At 28.7% G+C, this 23,672-nt stretch carries 15 protein-coding genes and 1 tRNA gene; 4 read left to right on the top strand and 12 right to left on the bottom strand.

What is annotated here, in order from left to right; all coding sequences use genetic code 11:
* Positions 1-2: 2 nt before the first annotated feature.
* Positions 3-75 (top strand) — tRNA-Thr (locus tag WC644_04255).
* Between the two features lie 300 nt (positions 76-375).
* Here WC644_04255 and WC644_04260 read toward each other — a convergent pair.
* From WC644_04260 to WC644_04315, 12 genes are all read right to left on the bottom strand, one after another.
* Positions 376-3,285: a DEAD/DEAH box helicase family protein gene (locus WC644_04260; protein ID MFA5011147.1), complete on the bottom strand. Its 2,910-nt coding sequence runs from the start codon at positions 3,283-3,285 to the stop codon at positions 376-378.
* 28 nt (positions 3,286-3,313) lie between these two features.
* Positions 3,314-4,102 (bottom strand): nucleotidyl transferase AbiEii/AbiGii toxin family protein, encoded by a 789-nt coding sequence (locus WC644_04265; GenBank protein ID MFA5011148.1) that lies wholly within the window; start codon positions 4,100-4,102, stop codon positions 3,314-3,316.
* Entirely contained in the window at positions 4,092-4,892 is an 801-nt protein-coding gene (locus WC644_04270) for a type IV toxin-antitoxin system AbiEi family antitoxin (GenBank protein ID MFA5011149.1), read from the bottom strand. Before WC644_04270 ends, WC644_04265 begins: the two co-directional genes overlap by 11 nt.
* Positions 4,893-5,014: 122 nt before the next feature.
* Positions 5,015-5,977, bottom strand: a complete 963-nt coding sequence (locus WC644_04275) for a tyrosine-type recombinase/integrase (protein ID MFA5011150.1) — start codon at positions 5,975-5,977, stop codon at positions 5,015-5,017.
* Entirely contained in the window at positions 5,974-6,195 is a 222-nt protein-coding gene (locus WC644_04280) for a hypothetical protein (GenBank protein MFA5011151.1), read from the bottom strand. The genes WC644_04275 and WC644_04280 overlap by 4 nt, the downstream gene beginning before the upstream one ends.
* A 19-nt stretch (positions 6,196-6,214) precedes the next feature.
* Positions 6,215-6,682: a hypothetical protein gene (locus tag WC644_04285; protein MFA5011152.1), complete on the bottom strand. Its 468-nt coding sequence runs from the start codon at positions 6,680-6,682 to the stop codon at positions 6,215-6,217.
* Positions 6,683-7,735: 1,053 nt separating this feature from the next.
* Positions 7,736-9,763, bottom strand: coding sequence for a protease Lon-related BREX system protein BrxL (gene brxL / locus WC644_04290; GenBank protein ID MFA5011153.1), 2,028 nt, complete (start codon positions 9,761-9,763; stop codon positions 7,736-7,738).
* 10 nt (positions 9,764-9,773) lie between these two features.
* Positions 9,774-12,344, bottom strand: a complete 2,571-nt coding sequence (locus WC644_04295) for a PglZ domain-containing protein (protein ID MFA5011154.1) — start codon at positions 12,342-12,344, stop codon at positions 9,774-9,776.
* A gap of 3 nt (positions 12,345-12,347) precedes the next feature.
* Positions 12,348-15,974: a BREX system P-loop protein BrxC gene (gene brxC, locus WC644_04300; GenBank protein MFA5011155.1), complete on the bottom strand. Its 3,627-nt coding sequence runs from the start codon at positions 15,972-15,974 to the stop codon at positions 12,348-12,350.
* Positions 15,975-15,995: 21 nt separating this feature from the next.
* Positions 15,996-19,925, bottom strand: a complete 3,930-nt coding sequence (gene pglX, locus WC644_04305; GenBank protein MFA5011156.1) for a BREX-1 system adenine-specific DNA-methyltransferase PglX — start codon at positions 19,923-19,925, stop codon at positions 15,996-15,998.
* 2 nt (positions 19,926-19,927) lie between these two features.
* On the bottom strand, positions 19,928-20,506 hold the full coding sequence (locus tag WC644_04310; protein ID MFA5011157.1) for a BREX protein BrxB domain-containing protein: 579 nt from the start codon (positions 20,504-20,506) through the stop codon (positions 19,928-19,930).
* Positions 20,481-21,281 (bottom strand): BrxA family protein, encoded by an 801-nt coding sequence (locus tag WC644_04315; protein ID MFA5011158.1) that lies wholly within the window; start codon positions 21,279-21,281, stop codon positions 20,481-20,483. The genes WC644_04310 and WC644_04315 overlap by 26 nt, the downstream gene beginning before the upstream one ends.
* Positions 21,282-21,558: 277 nt before the next feature.
* On the opposite strand from WC644_04315, the gene WC644_04320 reads away from it, so the two are divergent.
* From WC644_04320 to WC644_04330, 3 genes are all read left to right on the top strand, one after another.
* Positions 21,559-21,858 carry a DUF5663 domain-containing protein gene (locus tag WC644_04320; GenBank protein MFA5011159.1) on the top strand — a complete coding sequence of 100 codons (300 nt, stop codon included), beginning with the start codon at positions 21,559-21,561 and terminating at the stop codon, positions 21,856-21,858.
* Between the two features lie 86 nt (positions 21,859-21,944).
* Positions 21,945-22,553 (top strand): hypothetical protein, encoded by a 609-nt coding sequence (locus WC644_04325; GenBank protein ID MFA5011160.1) that lies wholly within the window; start codon positions 21,945-21,947, stop codon positions 22,551-22,553.
* Positions 22,554-22,639: 86 nt separating this feature from the next.
* Positions 22,640-23,668, top strand: a complete 1,029-nt coding sequence (locus tag WC644_04330) for a Shedu immune nuclease family protein (protein MFA5011161.1) — start codon at positions 22,640-22,642, stop codon at positions 23,666-23,668.
* Positions 23,669-23,672: the final 4 nt, after the last annotated feature.

Genomic DNA, 23,672 nt, shown 5'->3' on the forward strand with positions numbered 1-23,672 from the left:
AAGCTAGCGTAGCTCAGTTGGTAGAGCAGCTGATTCGTAATCAGCAGGTCGGGGGTTCAAATCCCCCCGCTAGCTCATAGAAAAATAAGGGAGTTATAAGCTCCCTTTCTTTTTTCAAAAAATTCTGGCTACGATTTGGCTACGATTTGGCTACGATTTGTATTAGAAGTAAATAGATTGAAATTGATGAAGATTACTTTTTATTGGCTCAAAAAAGGATTGTTAATATAAAACCTACTACAGCTCCAGTACACGAACTGAAATAGTGTTGTGAAAGTGAAGGTCAACTTAAATTGTATATGATAAGCCGAAAAAGAATAAAAGAAAAAAACTAAAATTTTTTAAAGTTATATAAAAGATTATCAACGAAAGAATTCAATTTGAAGCCCAGACAATTAAATTTTCGCATTTCCCATATTTTATAAATTTATTTGCAGATGCTAAAGGATTTTTTAAAGTATCTTCAATTATACTTTTAGATATTCCTGGTTGGACAATAATCATTTTATAGCTTACCGTTTTACTTTTATTATTTAAAATTGTTCTTACTAAATTAATATCCCCCTTTATAAATTCAGAACCACCACTATTCCGGTTATTAATTTTATTTAACAATAAATCAAAACTTAGCCATTTGAGAGACTTAACTATTTGACCTGTAACTTCATAAACATCACCTACTCTATTTCCAGGATTTGCTCCCTGAGATGCTTTGCAATGTATAAGTGATATTATTATTGAATTATTATCTTCTTTAATATTTACAAAATCTGCAATTTCACCCGATCTATGGTCATAAAAGACAACATCGTAATCATTTGAATTCAAATAGCTTTTTAAAAAATTATGAATTGATATTTTTCCATTATTTAAATCTCCAAATTCAGCTGTAATATCAACATTTTTTTGATCCCAATCAAAAGGAATTATCTGTTCTGTATCAAAAATAATATTATCGCTATCGTATCTTGATATTTCTTCATTTGTAATTCTTGAAAAATCGGAAGTAAAAAAACTTATTGGATTATTATTAATAAATGTTATAAAATCAATTTCCTCGCGTTCTGAAATAATTGTTATTCTATCAGTATTACTATTTGTTTCCAAAAAATATGGAGTTGAATCTAAATTAAATATATATTTTGAATTAAAATTATCACAATTTATTTCGAATGTAATAATATTATTTAATGTTTCATTTTGAACAATATTAATATCCAACTCAGCTAATAAAGCTGACTTATTTACTCCATCATTATCTATATACTGAATATTAATAGGGTTTTTAAACACTTTGTCATTCCAAATCGCAGCTATAATACCTTCGGGAATATGAGTTAACTTTTCTGGTGCTTTTAAGAAATCTATTCGCGTTTGAGTAATGACTTCCGATGAATTAATTAATTTCGTAGATATTGTTTTACACCATTCTATGAATGTTGGAATTTGGCTAACCATATTACTCCATATTTTAGACTTACTACTATATCCAATTGTAATATCTTCTCCATCATCAGTGGCTTTGCAAAATATATGGCCTCTATCAAAAAGGTTACCAATTGTAGGATCAATAGCATTTTCTGCATTTTTACTTGCCATTATTCTATAAGATTCAGTATTACTGTTTAATATTTTATTTCTCATTCCAATGTTAAAGAAATTCTGATTTTCTAAGTCATGTAAAACCCTATCAACAATATGAATAGGAAGAGGTTTATAATTTGATATATTAAACTGATCAATTATATTTTGATAAATTTTATCTGTTTTTCGGGTAGAATTTATATATAGCAATCTATTTTGTTGATCAAAAAATATTATAAATAAATCATAATTTGAACTACTGAATATTTCATTTTCGGTCCATTTTGGAAGTAAAATTTCTCTTGTTACATATATAACCGAATTTAAATCAGAACTATAATTTTTATAGATTACTTCTAATTGATCATCTAATTCAATATCTAAAGATAAATCAAAATCTTCATTAACCTGATAAACTTTCACATGATGATATACATTAATACCATATAAAGATAATTCATCAGTTTTAAAATAAAGCGAATCTGGTGTATTAAATTTGTCCAATGTCTCTCTTATTGTTTCTTCTCTCAAAATTCTTTCTGTACCTAATTCAACAATAATATTCTGCCATTCAGAACTCTCTTTATATAATTTGCCTATTTCTGATTTTATATCTTGCGGAATCGCTACAAATTTAGCTTCCCCGATTTCTGAAGAAGTTGTTCTCGCAAATCTGCCAATAAATTGTAAAGTAACCTCTAATGATTTATGAGGTGAATGTATAGCAGCTATTTTCAGATTAGGAAAATCAAATCCCTCTCCTAACATATCAACACATATAATTCCATCTAATGCTCCGGTTTTTAATTTCTCGATTGAATCAAGAATTCTCTTATATGAATGATCAGAGTGTATTAATTCTAAATTTAACGAAGTATTATTTTCATAGATGATTTTTAGTTCATTTGCTTTTTTCTTAGAATCAGTTCTAACTACAATAAAATGCTTAAATCCGTTTTGCTTATCAATCAAAAACAAATTTTCCGTTTTTTTAGCAATAGAAATATCTGGTTCCTCACGAATATTTGTAGTTACCGGATAAAATTTAACTTCACCAAAGATTTTATCCTCAATTGCATTTTTAATAGGATAAGTGAATATATATTTTGCTTTTATTTCCTTTTTGTCTCTTCTAAAAGGTGTAGCAGTAAAAAGAACTATTTTCGCATTTGGAAAAGATGCAGCAATAGATTGCCACGTTTTTGCCGGAAAATGATGAGCTTCATCAATTAAAACTAAATCGAAAAGATCTTGAGGGGGCTGTGGGATATCTTCATATTCGGGACTGATTGAATTTGGAGTGGCTATTATAACATCAAAATTCCTCAACTCATTCCATTCTTCATCAATTTGTATCTTATTTTTAATTTCTTTAATATTTGGTTTAATATCATCATCTTCAAATACTTTAATTTCTTTTAATTTTTTCAAATTTTTAAATTCATCATAAATTTGAGTTCTGACTAATTTATTTCGAGTAAAAACTAATACTCTATGAACACGTAATATATAAGGTGTTAGTATAAGAACAACAGTTTTACCTGAACCTGTAGGCATAGTTATTAAAGCAGGGGCTTTATTTAAAGTAAAATGAGAGGAAATAGAATGAATTGCTCCAAGTTGAGCTTTTCGCAAGCCTGGTTCTTCCCCATCTTCAATTGGATATTTTACGAATTGATAGTTTTCTATAAAATGTGACATATATCGATATTAAAATTTTTTAAAGAATTTATAATAAAGCAAGATAAGTATTCTTTACATACTCAAATGCTTCTTTTAAATTATAATCAGAACTATTTCGGATTAACGGTGTAATATCATTTTGAAAAATAGGGTCGTCAATTTTAGCACTCAAATTATCTAAAAATTCCTTTTTTGTAATACTTAAATTTTCATTATTGAGATAAACTTTCAATATTTTGATAGTTATTTCAAATTTAGGTTTTAATTCCCGTGCAATCCACAGGTCGAATAAATCCCTGCCTTTTCTTCTCTGATATAATGCGCGAAGTTTAGTAGCAAGTAATTCTTCATTAGAAAAAGTTACAATATCAGCAAAACCAGTAAACCAATCAGATTTACTTTCCAGTTTTAAATTGTTGATTCCATCAACAGCGAAATGCTCTCGTGTGTTAATTTCAATCTTAATTTTCATTTTAGGATTTGGCGGGTTTTCTGCATCATAAGAATATATCAAAGTATTATTGCTTTTTGACTTTTTATATTTTGGTGTAGATGGAATTATACGCTTTATAATTTTTCTAAGTTCTGTCAAAATAGTTCCAATATCCCCTGCTTTTATCTGCACAAAATCTAAATCTTCAGAATACCGGTAAGGTATTTTAAGAAATAACTTATGTAATGCTGTCCCTCCTCTGAATGCTAAATTTTCTGAAATTATTTTACTTGAATATAATTCGATAAGAAGTCTTGATAAAATTAAGTCTTGTTCTACGAATTCATCTTGTTGCCAGGGTGAATAAAGTTTCCATTGTTCTATATATGCTTTAGGGAGCAATGAAATCCTTCCAATTTACGTTTTCAATTATTTTCCATTTAATATTTTTATTTCCTGATTTATTTCCAATTCGAGATAGAGGGATATATGAGGTTGCTTTTTTAGAATATTCAAATAGTGGATTAATAAGCTCATTAGCTTCAAGTTTTTCGAGAATAAAACCAAGACGCTGAATGTAAGCAACTTCTAAATTATTTTTTAATAAATTTTTAATATCGCTTATTTTTATTTGAGAAAGTATATCAGAAATTACAAGAATAATATTGCTGATGGTCCCGCTTTCATTTTCGTATTTAATTAAATCATAAGCAGTTAATGCAGGTGAAGAATAATTAATATATCCGTAGTTACCTTTCTGCTTAATAATGCAATGTTCAGGAAAATATTTTTTCCTGTGAAAATTAATTCCTTCTAAAATATTTTTAGGAGTATGTATCTGTTTATCCACAATAACTTGATATACAAGCGGTCTGTAGTGAGTTGCTCCGTAAAAAGCAGATGCGGATAATAATCCGGCATAGTAATTTATTTCCTTATAAGACATTAGTTGATTAATAAAATCGTCCGGCGATATTTTTCCTGAATCTTTTTCAGATGGGGAATATATAGCATAAAACCCTTCGGACAAATTTTTTATCAAATTTATGCTAATTGAGTATTTAATATACTGTTTAGCAGCATTAAAATTTTTTCCTTTAAAATTAACCAATTCTTTCATCGAAAAGGATTTTCTGCCATTTTTAAGGTTAAACTCAATAAAATCAATATTTTCGTTACTATTTTTATCCATATAACGTATTAGTCAGGTGTCATTTTTTGACACTTCAATAATACGATATATAAACTTAAAAAGAAAGGAAAATTAAAAATAAATTTTCAAAAATAATAAAAAAGGGGATTTTGAAATCCCCTTTAAGCTATGAGCTGTAAATAAATCTGAGTTGTTGATAAGTTAGAATGTCCTAATAAACTCATAATTTCATACAAAGGTTTTCCCTGTTTGGATAGTAGGGAAGCGTAACGGTGTCTTAAGTTATGAAATCCCCAGGATTTCTGCCCAAGTGTTTTAACCTTTCTTTCCAGGAACTTCGGTTGTTCAATCCAATTTGGGAAAAGTAATTCATCAGGTTTTAATCTAATACGTTTCAGACATTTAGGTCGTGGTATTTTTCGTGGTACTAAATTCGAGTTCTTACTTTTTCTTGTATAAAGAACAACATATTCATCAAAGATATCAGAACCTTTTACTTTCAGGGCTTCGTTTATTCTGGCACCGGTTTCGACTATGAAATCAATTAAAAATTTCTGATTATTATCACATATTTTTTTAACTGCTTCTATGTCTTTATCCTTTGGTATATATTTCAATCTTTTTACTACCGAAAAATGTTTAATTCTATGACAAGGATTTTTTATAGAAAGATCATATTGGTCTATAACGTGATTAAAAAGAGCTTTATAAATAGCAAGCATTGCATTAACAACATAGTTATCTTTATTACGTTTTTGAAGTCTTTGGGAAGTCTGCAATAGCAAATTTTCAATGTCAGCTCGTTTTATGTTCTCAATAGGAATATTCCCTAAAACCTCTAAAATTACCTTATAGTAGCGTTTATTGTCTTTATAGTATGCTTTACACTTTTTAGTCTTAACGTAGTCCAGGCGGGCGTTTATAGCCTCCAGAAGTGTGATTGAGGTAGTTTCGGAGTCCAAATCACGGGCTTTTCTAGATACTTCATCAAATTTCCTGTTTTCGGCTCTTTTTGCTTCGGCTTTGGAAATATAGATGCATTTAGAGATATAGGTTTTTCCTGAATATGAAAATTTGTACCAGTATTTAATACCTGTTTTAAGTTTACGGGAATATTGGCTCATTTTTTACCTCTTTTCTTTAGTTTTTTATTTACCTTTTCAGTAATACAGTCAGTTAATGCTTCATATAATTGGCGGTTAATACTTAAAGTGTTTCTAAGTTTAAATTCCAAAACATCTATGTCTTTAGCAAAAGTCGGGATTTTCACTATTACAGGGTGAAAGACAATATTCTCTTCTTCTTCCTTATAGTAATATTCTTGTATTTCTAAATGTAGCATTTTATTCTCCTTTCAGTTTTTATTTTAATAAACTATTTTTGTTTGTGGTAAAAATTTGGTTGTTTATGTGTGATGGTGGCGTGGATAGCTTTTGAAAAAATAAAAGGGTGTTGGGTAAGGAATCGTTATGAAACCTACCCGCTACCTGTCCGTTAAGGAAGTTGCAGCAATCCTTGGACTTAGTAATAAGACTATCTATAAACTGATAAACAAAGGTTATATAGCTGGTCATTTTAATTACGATAGTATCCATTTGATTGATGAAGAAGTTTTCTTGGCGGATTTGAAAGCTAGAGCTACTGTAAAACATACAGCTAAAAAGATTTCGGAGAGTGGTGACAAGCACCACCTGCTCCGATAACCTATGAGCCCAGCCCTTTTTGGGGCGGGCTTTTTTAACGCCTCTTTCCACAATATCTGCGGTGAGTACTGGAACATCTTGGATGATGTTTTGTTCTGTTTGGTCTATGAGATTTTCCAGAAGCAAATATTCCTACTTGCCTTTTAAATTCTCTACCAAAACCACTGGCTTGTCGCCTGAATTCTTTTGACCATTTACCCATTGTGTAACTCCTTTCTTTTTTAATTTTTAGGGTTACTCAAAATTATATATAAGATTGTAAAAGTACATTAAACCCTTTTCTCTGTGAAAGTAAATTTAGGAATATCTTCGCCTTTTTCGGTTAAAGAAATCTGATTTTGTCCTGTCGGGTTAAGAAAAGTTTAATATTTTATGGTTGGAATGAACGAACAGAAATACAGAAAAAGGAATAGCCGTAAATTCAGACAAAGTTCAGGCAAGAATCAGGAAAAGAAAATTTTTAACGAGCTATACAATTAGTATAGCAAGTCTGGATAATTTTTACAAACAATATTTATTAAAAATATCAATTATTTAAAAAGATTAGTATCTATGGTTTTAAGTAGAGATAATGTTGATAACTTAATAAAGTAATAATAAACGGGCTTGACAAAAATAATTGGTATTCTATAATGATAATACGACTTAAAACTATTTATGGAAAATCTTGACGAAAAAGTCCATTGATTTAGGCTCTTAATTGGCATTTCGCTGATCTATTCCCTATAGGGGTAGTTAAAAAGAGCCTAAGTTAGTGGATTTTTTAATTTTCAAACTATTTCACACTCTTATTACAAAATAGACAATACAAACTACCAGTGGATAAGTTTACTGGCCTGTATAAAATACATTAGACTTTCAAAAGATAATGCTTAATGACATGTACACAAAGCTATTAAACAATTCCGAAATTAACTCATCACTTTTAAGTGGATGTTTTTTTGCGTTGTTGAAATTGCCTATAGTATTGAGGCGAAGAAAATATTTTGAGAATAATATGCACTCTTGCGTTATAGCGTTGCCTTCAAGGGCTTGTAATGAGATTGATAAATATAAAATTTCAGTTAAGGCAATTTAGTAATTGCGTTAATAGGTGAGTTGTATTTTTAAAAAAACTATCAGGCATATTAGTGTTTATGAAATATCTCACGTTAAATTAAATAAATAATAAAAATTTAATTAAGAAATTCCCAACCCTTTAAACACCGCACTTGTGGGGTCTTTGTAAAATATTGGATCAACAGCTTCAACTATATCTGAAGATATTTCGAAAAATAGTCTTTTATTTTCAATAGGTATAATTGCCTTTTTTGCTCCATTATCAAGTCCTACCTGTAAAGGTTCTGCTAATGATGATAGCGGTTTTATATTACCTTGAACGGTCATATCACCGAGTATTATTAAGCCAGGTAAAACAGATTGTCGTTTAATTAAAGATACCATTGCGACAAAAAAAGCAACTCCTGTTGAAGTATCTATAGAAGTGCCCAGCAAATCTACAGCTTCAACATTGAAATCATTATTATATATCTCTGAACCAATTCCAATTTGATTTTTTACGGATTTTAAATATTCGAAAGCTCTATTAAAAGAATCCTTAATTTGTTTGCCAATCGAACCCGATGTTCTGAGCTTACCGGTTCCGGGATTCTGATTTACTTCGATTCGATAAATAGAAACCTTTGATTGCTCGCCTACAGCTATTGTGTAAACAGTACCTGGTGCGAGAGGATCAGAAGATATCATTCCTTTTCCACCTGCCTCCGGAACTCCAACATACATTTCTTCAAGTGTTTCTTTATCTATAATAGAAAAACTTGTTTTAGAGTATTCGTAAGGCGCTAATTTTTTTAACTGTTCTTTTACTCTACGTCTTCCCTCAATTGCAAACTCTGCGTAATATTTTAATTCTTCTTTGCTAAATTCACCATTAGGATGAATTAATTTTAATAAACCTGAAACCGTTTTTCTAACAGCTTTTGTATCTCTTGTGTTTAAGTGTGTGCCAAGAATAAAATGTTTGTCAATGCTTTCAGAGAAATTTCTACTACGTAATTCTTTAATAGCTTCAGCAAAATAGTCAACAACAAATCCATAATTATCGGTCAGAAAATCATTACTCATTTTACTAATTTCCCACCCTGGTAAATAATAATGTATCCTGTCTAAAAATGCTAAATCTTCTCTAATTACATCAGGCATTGGTGCGAATAAGTGGGAACTTTGAACCATCACATCTACAGGTTGATTAGTGTTACCAAAAAATGCGATGGATGCTTTACCGGCCAATGATTCTTTTCCTCTTGCAAAAGCTCCTGATTCGCAGTAAGTTTTTAAAGAAGTAATAACTTCTTTCGGCATACTTTGTAAATCTGCTATTTCATCGAAGGCTACGGCATCCCAGGTTCCAACAAGTCCCATTTGACTTTTGCTAATGTTATAAAATAAATTAGCAACAGTAGTTGGACCCGTTAATAATATACAATATGGTGAAATATCCTGAAAAGCATATGATTTCCCGGTTCCTCTAGGCCCTAATTCAACGAAATTATAATTGTTTTCTATTAAAGGAATCAGTCGTGACAAATAATGTAACTTAACTCTTTTTTCAAATTTAGAAGGTTCTAAACCAATTGTTAAAATTAATAAATCAATCCATTCATCTGTGGAAAATTTTTTTCTTCCTTCTATATATTCATTCATATCAAAAGAAGCAATCTGAATTGGTCTTAAATCTCTAATTCTAAATGGACTTCTGGTTCCTTTACCTTCTTCTTCATATAAATACTCTAACTCGATTTCTGCCCAAATACCACCCTGTAGTAATCTATCATATTTATTAATCTCTCTTTCAGCTATATGAACATTTTTATACCCAAAATTTACTAAAGTAGCCCAATACTTATCCTCACTAGCAACTAATCTAACAGAGATTTTATCAATGAAGGTATGTTTCCCGTTTAATTTTACTTTAGATTGTGCCTTCATATTTTCATCGGGTCTAACATAATTCTCAGATAATTTATTATTCACCAATTTTAAACCAGCTTCAATAATATTGGAATCGTCTGAAGCACAGTATTTTCCTAAAAGATATTCCAAAACATATACAGGGACATTAGCTCCTACTTTTACTTTTCTTACAAGGTCTTTTCTTACAACTTTCCCAGAAAATACAGAATTAATTTTACTTTTTAATTCTTCCATTTTTAGTTCCTTATATAATTATATTGATAGGTATTTTTAATTTTTTTATTTCTAAATCATTAAGCGAATCATACATTATAATATCCAAATTACCTTTATTTACTTTCTCATTTAATACAATCGTAATTACATTAGGTTTATTTTCGATTAATTCAATTTCCTTAGTATTCTCGTTATACCCATATTCAGAAGTTTCCGCTTTACCAACAACTTCATTGTCAAGGAAAACTATAATCCTAACTTTAATTGACTTATGTTTAGACTCATCAAATTCCAACTGATTACTTAAATATTCTCCCTTTATTGTAAATATTCTGTTCGTAATAATTTCTTTTGAAGAACTTAATTGATATTCTTCTTTTAAAGATTTTGGAATATTTGAAGTGATTTTATTTTTTATTTTTATAACCGGAATAATTATCTCTTGAAATGAAATTCCACCATGCACATATATATTTTCAATTCCTGGAGAATTAAATATTCCATTTCCAATTGGGAAAACAAAATCGATATCAGTATCAAATCCTAATTTATTTCCTGATATCCTTATTGTATTTTCCGGATTATCGCCACCCAATCCAATCCAGCATCTTTTATGTAATTCATATTTTCGTCCATTTGGTGAATCAATTTTATTATCTTTACCAAGTTCTGAACCTAAAAGGAACCCATGATCTGCGGAAATGATGCAGTATTCAACACCTAATTGTGAAAGATGATTAATAGCTCTTTTAATATTCAATAATATTTCACTCATTAAATTTTTTGTCAATATTTCATTCCCTGCTTCATTTAGCAAATCAATTTCTTGCGAAGTAATTAATATTATATTTGCTTCTTTTATTTTATCCTGAATACTCTTCTTTGGTTTTACTACATCATCTAACTTTAATACGAGAATATTTTGTTTCTGAATACTCTCGAAATATGCTATTCTATCTTTTCTATCTTTAATTCTAATATTTTCAACTTTTAAAAACATTTTTTCTTTGTCGTTTTCAAAAGATATTTTTTTATCACCGGTTACAAGAAGAGAAAGCATTCCTATATTAGTAATTGTTGGAATACTAGCTATTGCTGGTTCTATAGTAATTTCTTCGGAATTATTAATAAGTTTACAAAGCTCAACACCCATTTCATATCTCAAAGCATCGACTAGAATATATGCTACTTTTTTATCTTCTAAAGTAGGTAATACTATATCATTATATATATTTCTTTGTAACTTAATTCCAAAATTAGATAATTGGTTATTTGAAACTTCTTTTATTACTAAGGGAATTTGTTTATTAATTAATTCTGTATATAAAAACCTACACTTATTAATTAATAATTCAACTTTATCGGAAATTTTGGGGTCAAGGTCTAATTCATAAAATTTGTTCTCGATAATTCTATATTTTTGATCTATATAAAACCACGCATTATTCTCGTTATAATCAGAATATTTTTTGAAGAGTTCTTTAGTATTAAAATATTTATTACCAATTTCTAATATTGCATTTTTAATTTGCAGTATTAATTCAAATGAAAGTTCTAATACTGTATAAATAAGTTTTATCTCGGGTTTGATATTAGACCAATATAAATTTTTTCTAAGTTTTATTATATCTATAATATCATTTTTTACCGTGTTGATATCTAATTTTACCAAAGAATCTATTATTAGTGTATCAGCAAGAAGAAAAGTATCAATACTAATTAATTTACGAAAATCTATTGTAATTCCATTTGGAAAATATTTACTCTGTATATTTATAGCGTATTCTGAATATTTATCCTGTATGTCTATTCTTTGTCGCCATTCTTTTAATATATTTATTAATTCAGATCTTTGATTAATTTCTTGAATTAGATTTAATTTTACAAATTTATTTTTATCCTCATTTTCAAGGATACATACAAATTCACTCAAAATTAGACTTTCTACAATGGAATTACGTAGAGTGTTTAAATCCATTGAATTTTTAAATGAAACCCCAAGAAATGTTTCGCTCAGTTCTCGTAATTCACTTACAGCTTCTTTTCTATCTAATTCTGCATCATAATTATTTGAAGAGATAAAATTAAGAACTATGTTTTTTGGATTATCAGTTTGGAAAATAAGAGATAATGTTCCTGTTTTTAATGGCTCTGCTTTATCAATTAAGCTTTGTACTTCATCTAATGTTAAAAGTCTTTTTTTTATCTTTTCGATTATTTCATTTACAAAATCTTTTGAAACAATCTCTTTTATCGCTTCTCTAATTAATACTGAGGGTTCCGAATTATTTTCCAGTGCACCTTCCGGTTCAAAAATCACACCTGCTCTTTCAAATTCTATTAATGGATAATTTTGCTTATCTCGAGAATTTTTAATATAAATTATTAATTTGTACTTTTCTATATCATCAAAGTACTTTTCCGTTTTATACCTTAGCTCATAATAACTTCCCTCAAAATATACAACGGTATAATCTTTAAAAGTGTTCTTAAATATATCTTTGAAGTATTCTTCGGGATCATACCAGACAATTAACCCAAATTTTTTAAGATTATCGTCGATTAAATTTATTACATATTTTTTAATTTCATTTGCCATATGTTATTCCAAAATTATTCTTTTACCTTCTTTTAATAGTTCTTCTATATGGTTCAATAATTTATTAAGTTGTACTTTGAATTCATTAATATCAGTTACAGATTTGTCAATGAAATCAACTATTCTTATGATTTCAACCTTTTCATTGTTTATTTTAATAAATTCCTGAATTCTTGATTTAATTTTTTGTTCAATTCCAACTGAGGCATCTATATCAGATTCTATTTTTGGTAAGTTATTACTACAATTATTACATACTCCTAAAAGTGATAAATCTATCTTTTCACATATATGTGCTTGAATTTCTTTTGAAATACTTTCCTGCAAATCCGGTGGTAAATTATTCCACTCTATGTCTCCTAATATCCTTTCTTTTAATACTTTATATTTATCATTCTTTGTATTATGAACTTCAGTGTATAATTCAGCATATCTTTTCTTAATAAGTTCAGTATCGGTTTTTATTTTAGGTATTCTTTCAAAGAAATCTTCACTATTTAAGTTCTCTTTAAGTTCTTGAATAGTATTTAATATTTTATCGTCTTTCTCAGATCTTGCAGAGAGAAAAGTTCCTAAATCAGATAGAATAACTTTTGAATCTTTGATTGATTGAATATTAGAAGTTAATATGTCTGTTATTTTTTTTACTTTGTCAAGATTTTGTTTTAATTCTTTCCCTTCCTCAGCAAGATATTTCACACAATCATCTGAACTATTCTCTGGTATTTGTTTAAAAGTCTCCAGTAAATTTTCAATGAAGTCTTTACAAGGTAAATTATTTGCATTTATCAGTGCTTTGATAGAATAAAGATTTTCTTTTTCGTTCTCAGCTAATATTTTTAATGCTTTGGAAATTGTATTTTCATCAGCATCAATCTCTTCTCCTGTTATAGCTTCAAAATTAAAACAAGCATCTTTAATTTGTTGTAACGTTAAAGTCTGTTCTCTTGGCATAAATGCAGCGACTTTAAACGCATTATTATTTGTAATTGCCTCCCTACCTAAATGTTCCGTATAATCGCGATATCTTTTTCCCTGGTAACTAATTTCAATCTTACCCGCTCTAAATAGTCCAGCTAAGACTAATCTAAGCATATCTCTTTGCCAACCATAACCATATCCACTAAAATATTCATCCAGTATTTTTCCCGTTAGTTTATCTCCGAATGAATGTTTTTGATTAACAAAATTCATGATTTCTTGAGAAATATCTATATTAGTATCAATTATATATCTACCACCTTCTTTTTTAATAAGCCCAATTCCATTTCCCGAATCATATATTACAGTAGGTAAACCATTTAAATTATTCGCAGTGAGTATTTGCTCAGCTTCTTTACCTGTTAATGGTTTAGCCCCTAATTCATATTTTGGAAAAATGTCACTGAAATATGTATCAATCAAATTTTTTACACTTTCAATTAAATTAATTCCAAGTGATGCCATATCTCTTTCAACTCCTCTAAAAAGCGAAATCCCTGTATATATTGATTGTTCAATTAATTCTCTTAATCTCCTTGAATATTTATCCTTTCTAATTTTTTCATCATTAAAACATTTATGTTCATCAGCAGGCAACATTCCTTCTGCAGCTAATCTTTTATGGTTTTCAATCATTTTATCGGATTTGAACACTTCATCAATTAGATTATGAATATCTTCATTTAGGGAAAAAACCATAATAATTTTGTTTTTATTACGATCCTCCCGAGATAATATTTTATTATCATTCACTGCATTTGCTTTATTATTTTTCTCATCGATACAGTATGAATCAATTTTAAGATCACCTTCTTGACTTATATTATGGTCATCTAATTTAAAAGATATTTTAAAAGATCTTCCATTATGTTTATAAATTGTAATTTTAGAATCGCTTAAGATGTCGCTTATAACATCCTTTTTAATTTTATTTCTTTCTAATGGTTTCGGAGAGAGGTCATTTCGTTTTATATCCCAGTTTTTTTCCTGAACTGTTAGTAATTTATATCCGTCTTCAGTCAATTTAATAAATTTGCCTGTTTCAAGTATTTCTATTGATAGCTTTACATTGGACAAAACTGAATCCGAATCAATATGAGGGAAAAGCACTGCTGCAATGTTTTCTGCTGTTCTTGGTAAATCTCTTACAAATTCTAATAAACAAATTGCTTTTGCAACTTTTAAAACCCATTCTTTATCTGCAAATCTTCTTGATATATCTGCAATATCTTTTTGTCTTTCACTACTTAGATTTGTTTCGATTAAATCATAGATTTTGTCTAATGTAACTAATGTTCCAATATTTTCATCGGCTAGATTTACTTTTGGATTTATTAACATTTGTTGAGCTTGTTTAATAATAGTTCTGTTACTACCTCCACTAAATCTATGCGCTCCTGGGAGTAATCTTATTCCAGACATTATGTCTATAGATAATTCAATAAAATGTGGTAAATAAGGATAAAGATTTACAAAATCATCCTGTGTTATTTTATAACTTCTTGAAGTATGCTCTAATTTACAACATTGATTAAGTTTGTGCTCATTAGCATCAAATAATGTTTTTAGATTTGAAATTGCATTAGCTTTTTTTCTAAGTACTCTTTTCCCTGTAACCTCTGCAATATCTGTTGGTACAATATCCACTTCGTTTGGAAATCTATCTCTTAATCTTGCGAGTTCTATTCGTTTATCGTCTAATGAACTGACAATTTCGTTCAATTTTTCCTGTGAAGTAACTACTAACCAAACTGGTGCAATAGCTTTCTTAGCTTTTACTCTATTTTTACTTTCAACACCTAACGCTTGGACAATCGCCTGTAAATCAAGCATTTTATCAACACTCCTTGAAACATATTGTCCAATTTCATCCACGATAAAAACTGCCGAAGTACCTTTTTGCCGTCTGTCCATTAACTCAAAAACAATTTTCGCAAAATTAATAGGTGTAATATCTGCTCGCCCTTCCTTTATAGTTTTAACCCAGGAATCAGGTAAATTATAAGTTTTAGGTTCCATTAAGTGAAGCACTGCACTGGCTTCATTTAAAGCACTAGCTCTTTTTCTACCCTTTGACCATTTCGATTCATATTCTTTTTCATATATTTCAATAAATTTGTTTAATTTATCATTTTCCTCTAAATCTATCTCAAGCTTAGCGATATCAAAATCTTCAGCGTAGTTTAATTCTCTTAAAAATACTTTGTACATAATTTTAGTAATACTATCATCTTTTTGTCTTACACCTCTATCCATCGAGATATCAAATATTATAGATTTTATAGGAATTGCTTTTTTTAGAAAATTCAAATTATCAGCTATGAATTTATCATTTGCCTGATGATTAAATAAGTCACGCGTATCTTTTCCTACAACAGTTCTTCCTTCAAGTATGTACCCTAATATTTTTGCAAAGCTGGATTTACCGGAGCCAAAAAAGCCGGATACCCATATCCCAATACCTTCGTGTGGAGCACTTTTTGCATCTATAACGGATTTTAATATATCTCGATAGTGCGTTTTTATTTTATCGGTGACAACGTATTCCTGTATTTCATCAAAAACTGTCTCTTCATTATCCTGTGTGACTTTAATAACTTCTTCTATTTTCCTGTCTACAGGTTTTTCAAAAATGTCTTTAATTTTCATAATATAATATTAATTTATTTATTATTTCTTTTTTTGAAAAAGTGTTTTTGATACAGATGACCATTCATATTTTCCTTCTTTCAATTCTTTATAAAACTTTTCTGGTTCTTTCCAGCTTGGTATAAGTTTATAAATAAGAGCCATATTTAGAATTACTCCATCATCTATATCCGGCTTAAATTCTGTATCAATTACTTCTTGAATATCTTTTTTAAATATTTCAATTTCATCTAATAAATCTTCAACTCTGGAGATTTCTGTTTCAATTTTTCTTTTTTCCGTTCCAAAAGAAGTATTACGTTTAATGATTAAATCCTTTAGCTTAGCATTTTCAAGTTGTAATTTAGGAATTATATATTTCTGAATTAATGAATATAGAGATTCGTTCGTAAATTTTAAATTATAAATATAAAATCCATAGTTTTTTTTCTTCGATTGTAACAACCAGTATGTTGGTCGCTTTTTATACATGGGTAAATGCCAATCAATAAAGAACTCTCTGCTTAAGAATTTTCTTAATACCTCTATAGGATTGTCAGTTGTTCCTCGATTAATTGTTTCAACAATTTCTAATGCTTTTTTATCATTCAGTATTATTTCAAGTGAGTTATAAATATTTTTTGGAAGGTCGTCAGCATGCCCTTCATCTAAAACACAAATTCCATCATCGTCAGCTTTTACTTCTTTATAATCAAATCGTCCCATTAAAATTCCGATTGCATAAGATATCCACCTTACCGCCAGTTCGTATTTTTCTTCAGGTCTTTCTAATTTATTTGTAATTATATAATTACACACCGTATCCGGATGAAAACCGGAGGCAAGACAAATTTCCTCTAAAGTTAGAAATCTTAATATTTTTCTAGAAATTTTTAAATTATTTTTATTTTCACTGTTTTCATCTTCAATATCATCTTCATTAACTACTTCAGAAGTCTGTTTTAATACTTCAGAGGGAATATGTTTTTTTAAATAATATATTTCAATTTTTTCTAAACTTTTGTTCTTTATATCATTAATATTATCCATATCTCCTGGTAGTTTTCCAAAATCTTCTTCTATACTTTTAATATCTTTGGTCGAAACATTAAATAATTTATAGCAATATTTACTTATTTCGGTTTCATATTTTAATAGTTTCATCTCAAATTCTAATGCTTCGATTAATCCTGAAGTCCAGTCGGTCGGATTTACAAAATTCCAACTTAATTCATCTTTATCAACTAAAGATTTCATTATATCTACACAATTTTGAACAGATTGTTTGAAGTTAATAATATTATATGTTGAAGAATTTATATCCGGAACTGGTAATCGAGACAAATCACCGACTTGATAATTCACAGTAGGGCTTATAAGTTTTATTAAAAAAGATAGAAGTTTAGAGTTCAACAATCCAATTAGTACTATGTTATCAATTTTTTGGGGATATATTGTAGAACCAGCTACATCGAAAATAAAGCCAATAGGTAAAAATCTTACACTTAAATTACTTATTGTTAAAAATGAGTAGGTTGCCCCTTCCTTATAATATAAATCAACATTTTTAATAATACGTGACCACGATTTATAAAGATAAGATGCCCACTCTTTTAATTCCTTCCCGTCTTTTTTCCAATTTATAAGATACTCTTGATTACCATACCATTTTCTAACTTCTCCTCCTTTCATATAAGGATACCATTTTTTATCAGATTTTAATGATTCCTCCTTATCGTGACAATTAAAGAAAATATTATTCTTATCTACCTCCCACCATAACCTTAAAAACCTAAAATTGTCTGATGTAGCAAGCCCTTGCCTTGCAATAGCAACATCTGACAATAATTTCTTTGAAAATAAATTTCTTATCCCATCACTTATCCAATAAACAAAAGGCCAAGAAGGAATAATTTTTAATTTAGATTGGTCAATAATATAATAATTTATATATTGGTTGTCAGATTTATTCAACAATAATTTTAGTCCATTTAAAAAAGCTACTTGTTTTTCAACATCTTCTTCGCTAACGACTCTAAAATATACTCCATTTCGTTTTGAGTTATCTTTTATTTTTTTCTGTAATGCATACATTACGAATCCTTGAGCTGTCTTATTCGCTACTTCGAATTCTGTCTTTGTTCCTAAATGGACTAGTGTTTCTATCTGAGTTTCTTCAATTATTCTTTTTCTTATCTCCTCATTTGAACTTGTAAACATAAATGTGTGAATAGTAACAAGCCCGAGAAAACCGTCAAATGTTACAGAATCAATACATCTATCAATAAAACATGTGTATAAATCGCCGGATTTTTTTTCATATATTTCTTTTAAATCTTTACTTAGATATTCCGGCCAATTTCTCTTACCACTATAAGGTGGATTCGAAACTATTATATCATGCTTTTTGATTAACGCATCAATTAAATTTATTCCTTTTACTGATTCACCCGCAATAAACGCTCCAGTTTTTTCTTTATTGGATTCCGAAAATTTAAACAATGCTTCTCTAATTTCTGTTTTTACATCTTCCCATATAATTTTCCTATCAATTTGAAGGTCTAATTCCATTTGCTTAGTTTTTTTTCCATCACTGAACAAATCATATTGGTATATTTTTTCAAGAGTTACTTTTTCTTTTTCAACAAAAGATTCAACTAATTCTTCAATTTTTAATAATGAACCTAAATAATAAGCTTTATTAAATACCGGTAGAATTTGTAAAAGTAGTTTTTTTGTTATTTCATGTTCTACTGGAAGTTCTTTAACAAATTTATTGAGTACATCTTCAGAAAACGGGGGAATATCGGTATAAGTCAGGTTATATTTTCCAAGAGATATGTTTTTATTTATTGATTTTGCTTTTAAATAAAGCGATAAAGCAGAAAGCTGAATTGCTCTGAGGTCTATATCAATCCCATAGATATTATACTCAATAATAAATTGCGGAATTTGATTTAAATCTTTGACTGATACTTCCTTTAACCAACCATCATTTCCTGCATTATTAATTTCTTCGAGATACATTTCGTAAAAAATATCAAATGCATACATTCCGAAATGCATTGTTCCACAAGCCGGATCAAGAAGAGTAATATCACAAACTTTTTTAAGAGGAATTAAATCATTATCTTGTTCATTAGGAACAAAATACTGCATCTTTTCTCTCAATTTTGAATTAGGATGCATTCTAATCCAAAGTCTTCCAAGTGTATTTTCAACAAGAAATTTTACTATCCATTTAGGAGTGAAAATCTGAGTTGCTGCCGGAATATCTCTTAATCCTAGCTTTTTCTTTTCTTTGTATATTTTATTAAATACTTTTTCTTTCTCATCTTCTATAAAATACTGATAAACCCATCCTATTACCTCATCTTCTTTCCAAATATCTTTCAATGAGTCTTTGTTTAATATCTCAAATAAATTCCTTAATGTTTTTTCTTGAGGAAATAATAAAGAACAAATATTTTCAGGATCAAACAAAACTTTTATCTCTTCATCTTTCGATAAATCAGTAAAAAGCCAATTTAAAAATCTTTCATAAGATTCATATACTTTTCCTTGCTTCCAGATTTTTTCTATTTCCGGATTATCAGCCAAATAGAATTTAAAATTGTTGGATTCAAAAGCCCTTGAGAAGGATTGCTTAATAATCTTTCGTTCTTCCATCATTTTTAAAGCAACAAACCTGTTAAGGTAAGTAAAAGCATATTCTTTAACTATTGAAGACATTATTTCAATAGTTTTTTTCCCTGTACTGACCTGAATATTAAAATATTCCTCGAGTTTTTCTCTTATTTCGTAATCTTTTAAAAACTTTTTTAGATTAGGTAAAGAAGAAATATTTTCAAAACTACCATCAGATTTAATTCCAAATGTACCTTCTAATTGAGTTAAACAATCTTCAATCAAAATTGCTTTTGATTCATTAATAAATCCTGAACTTTTAATTATTTCTTGAATATTAGCCATATTTATTTATTATAAATATTTACATGATAACTACCGGGTGGTTGATCAAATAAATCCATAAAATAAAGAATATTATCTTTCAACGAACCAGGGTAAAATAAAACACAAGGGATATCTGTTTTACCTTTCATATAGTCCAATAGCACAGATATTTTATATGCATTCGGTGCGAATACTCCTGCGCGATATAGAAATACTATTGTATTATTTTTTGATATTTTATTAAGCTTCTCTTCTAAAAGTTTTGTTATTGGAGTATAGTCTGGATCAGATAAAATAACATTTAAAGATTCCTGAGCTCTTTCAAATTTGAATTCTTTTTCTTCATTTGAGAGTGACTCTATTCCTCCTTCATTTGATATGGATTCATAATATAAGTCAGCTAAAGATATTAATTCAATGTTTTTGCTTTTATTATTCAGACGTGTTGCTAATAGTTTGATTTCCTTTCGCATTTCAAATTCCAAATTAGGTTCATATCTAAAAATTGCAAAAGGTAAATCGTGGTAAGGACTTATAGCAATCTTATCAAAAGATAAATCCTTTTCTAATTGTTCAAGTTGTTCTCTTAATGATGACATTTACAACTTCCTCAAATGATTTTTCAAAAAAACTAACTTTAAATATATTGCTTATTTCTTCATACCATAAATATTTTTGTTGATGTGCTTCGAGAAATAAATGTCGTAATTCAATTTCGTTTAAAAGAAAGAACTTCCAATAATCATGTTTCAGTATTTTTTCTCCAGAAAAACCTTCAGTATGAATAAAAAAAGAAATATAATAAAATGCCGGAAGCTGAATGAAAGTTGGAGCAATGGTTCTTTTCACTTTCCCTTGTAATATACCGAATCCTGCTAAAGCATTCAATAAACCTGTTACTACTCCACCCAAGACACTTTCAGTCCAATTAACATTGATATCACCTGAACTAATTGCATCCCTAATGAAATTACTTGTTCCATTTGATGTAACTTCCAAAATACCTTGCTCATATCGCGGTAGTAGATAGTTATTAATAAAGTAAGGTATAAAGGGTTCATTAAGAGCAGTGTAAAAGTAAAGTAGCTGTGTTAAAATCTCATATGGTATATTTGCTTTATCAAGTATTTGTAAATATTTCCAATGACCTTCCGGATAAGCCCTGATATATCTTGGTAAAAATATAAAATCAAGGAAATCCTTTCTTCGTCTATAACTCTTTTTTGCTAAGACATTTTCATGAACTAATTTTTTACGCAAATCAAGTTCAGGTAGTTCATCTGTCCAATTCCGCAAAAGCTCAAGGGAATCCTCGATCGCTGCTCCGGCACGTTTTAAATTGGAATTATATTTTTTCTCAGTAATATTCTTCATTAATTATCTGCATCTAATTAAGATACATATATTATGAAATTTAGCAAAAATAGCATTCAATTATAATTCAATTAAAATTCTTTATTTTTGAATTTTAAATAGAACGCAATGATTTATTTATAGATTATTCTTTAAAATTTACCTTATTGTCAGAAATTTATAACCTCCTGATAATTTATCAGTTAAATTAAACTATAATATATGTATTTTACAGTAAATAAACATAATCGATACAATTAAAAGCTAATTTTAAAATTATTATAAGAAAGGATATTCTATGGAAGATAATGAAAAAATAATAGAACAATGTATTGACGATATTATTAGTACGATGAATGAAGATTTAAGCCTAGAAATTGTTGAACAATTAAAAAGTGATTATAGAACTAGAATAGAAGATAGAATCAATATTGCAATTTTAGATAATATTCCTAAAGAGAAACAAAAAGAATTTGAAAATCTCTTAGACACTGAAGATGAAGATAAAATACAAGACTTTTTATTTAAAAACGTTCCTAATTTTGGTGGAGTGGTAATTAATGCGATAAAGGAATTTAGACAATTGTATATAAAATAATTAATAATAATAATTTAATATATATTTTTGGGCTAAATATTAGCTCTATACTTTTAAAAAATTAAACAAAATAAAAGGGAGTATCTATGAATAATGTTGATCTAATTGAGGTAAGCATAAATAATGCTATAAGTGAAAGTGGTTCAGAATCTAGTTATATAGTAGACATAAAAATCAATATAAATGGAAATATTTACAATGAATCAAAAAATATTAAAGAAAAAGTGAATGCCTATAGTGTTCATCCAGTAAAAAAAAGATTATTAGATGATATAAAATTTGAAGAGATTGACGGGCATGGTGGTATTGTTAGAATAACAATAATATATTATACAAAAGCATATGATTATTTCTCAGAGGCAAAATTTTTTGATGTTCTTTTTAACAGGGGTGATTGTGAATATGTTAAAAGTTATTACCTAAACGAAAGAAAACAAACACCAATATTGAAGATGGTTACTGAAAATAAACAAGATTTAATCAAATTATTCGAAAAAATTATTGAAAGATTTCCGTCAGGAAGACTTACTTCCTATCTATTAGATAATAATCATATTAATACTGATGAAGTAAAAAAAGAATTGAATTATTTTATTGAAGGAAAAGATTCAGATAGGAGATATACTGATGAACAATCCAAAAAAGATGCTGAAGAATTTTTAAAAGAATTAAATAATATAGAGAATATAGCATAATAGAGGTACTTTGATACATCATTGTGAAATATAAAATATTATGGGTGTAAGTGATAATTTGGATAAATTAGATTTGGAATAATAAAATGGCAACGATAAAAAGAACTGATAGCGGAATTGAGTATCTTTTCGGATTACTTAAAGTAAAGACGAAAACGCTTACGCGAGTTGCCTTTTGGAAGATTCCTCGTAAGGCACACCAAGAGGATATTTGCTTAAAAATTGGAAGATATAGCAAAAATAATTTTGCACCAGATACACCTGAAGTTGAAAATCCCAAAAGTGAATTGACTTTAGACAATGAGGAATTTCAAAATTTGCTTGCGTTTTTATCAGAAAACTACGAGCCGTTCAAAAAGGGAGTTAAGGAATATATTCCAATTGATGAAAAGTTTGACCATCAACAAGTTAAACATTTAAAGGCAATTTTTGCTGATCCAGACAAACAGAAAGTTTTAGACTTTATCGCGAAGAATAATATCTTACCGGAAGATCTCATCGCTAGTTTACAAAATCAAACAAGAATAAATGCAGTCAGAGAATTCGAGAATATGCTCAACCAAAATTTAGTTGAACAAAAATGGCAAGAATGGTTGAAAAATAATGACTGGGTGCTTGGGAGCGAATTCGTAAGGATTTTAGACGAGAGAGAAATTGATACCGAAAACATAACAGATTATTTAATGCAAGCTTATGATGGTTTTTTGGATATCATCGAAATCAAACGACCCGAAGGCAGTTTGAGGTATTGGGCCGACTCGCAAGACCATGGGAACTATGTGCCGTCAGCCGACTTAACCAAAGCTATCACGCAAGCAACGAAATATATTTACGAGGTGGAGCGTGAAGCAAATAGTATTAAATTCTTGGAACGAGTTGGTAATGTTAAAACGATAAAACCACGCTGTATATTGATTTTTGGAAGATCATATAATTGGAACAATGAACAAAGAGAAGCTTTTCGAATTTTGAATTCTAGCTATCATAATTTATCGATAATGACCTACGACCATGTTTTGAGTAGAGCCAAACGGATTATAGGAATTAACGATACCGAGGAAACAAATCAAAATACAGGCATAGGAGAAATTGAAGCTGACGATTTTCCATTCTAAGCAT

This window comes from Ignavibacteria bacterium (assembly GCA_041649015.1).
GTDB lineage: Bacteria > Bacteroidota > Ignavibacteria > Tepidaquicellales > Tepidaquicellaceae > CAIKZJ01.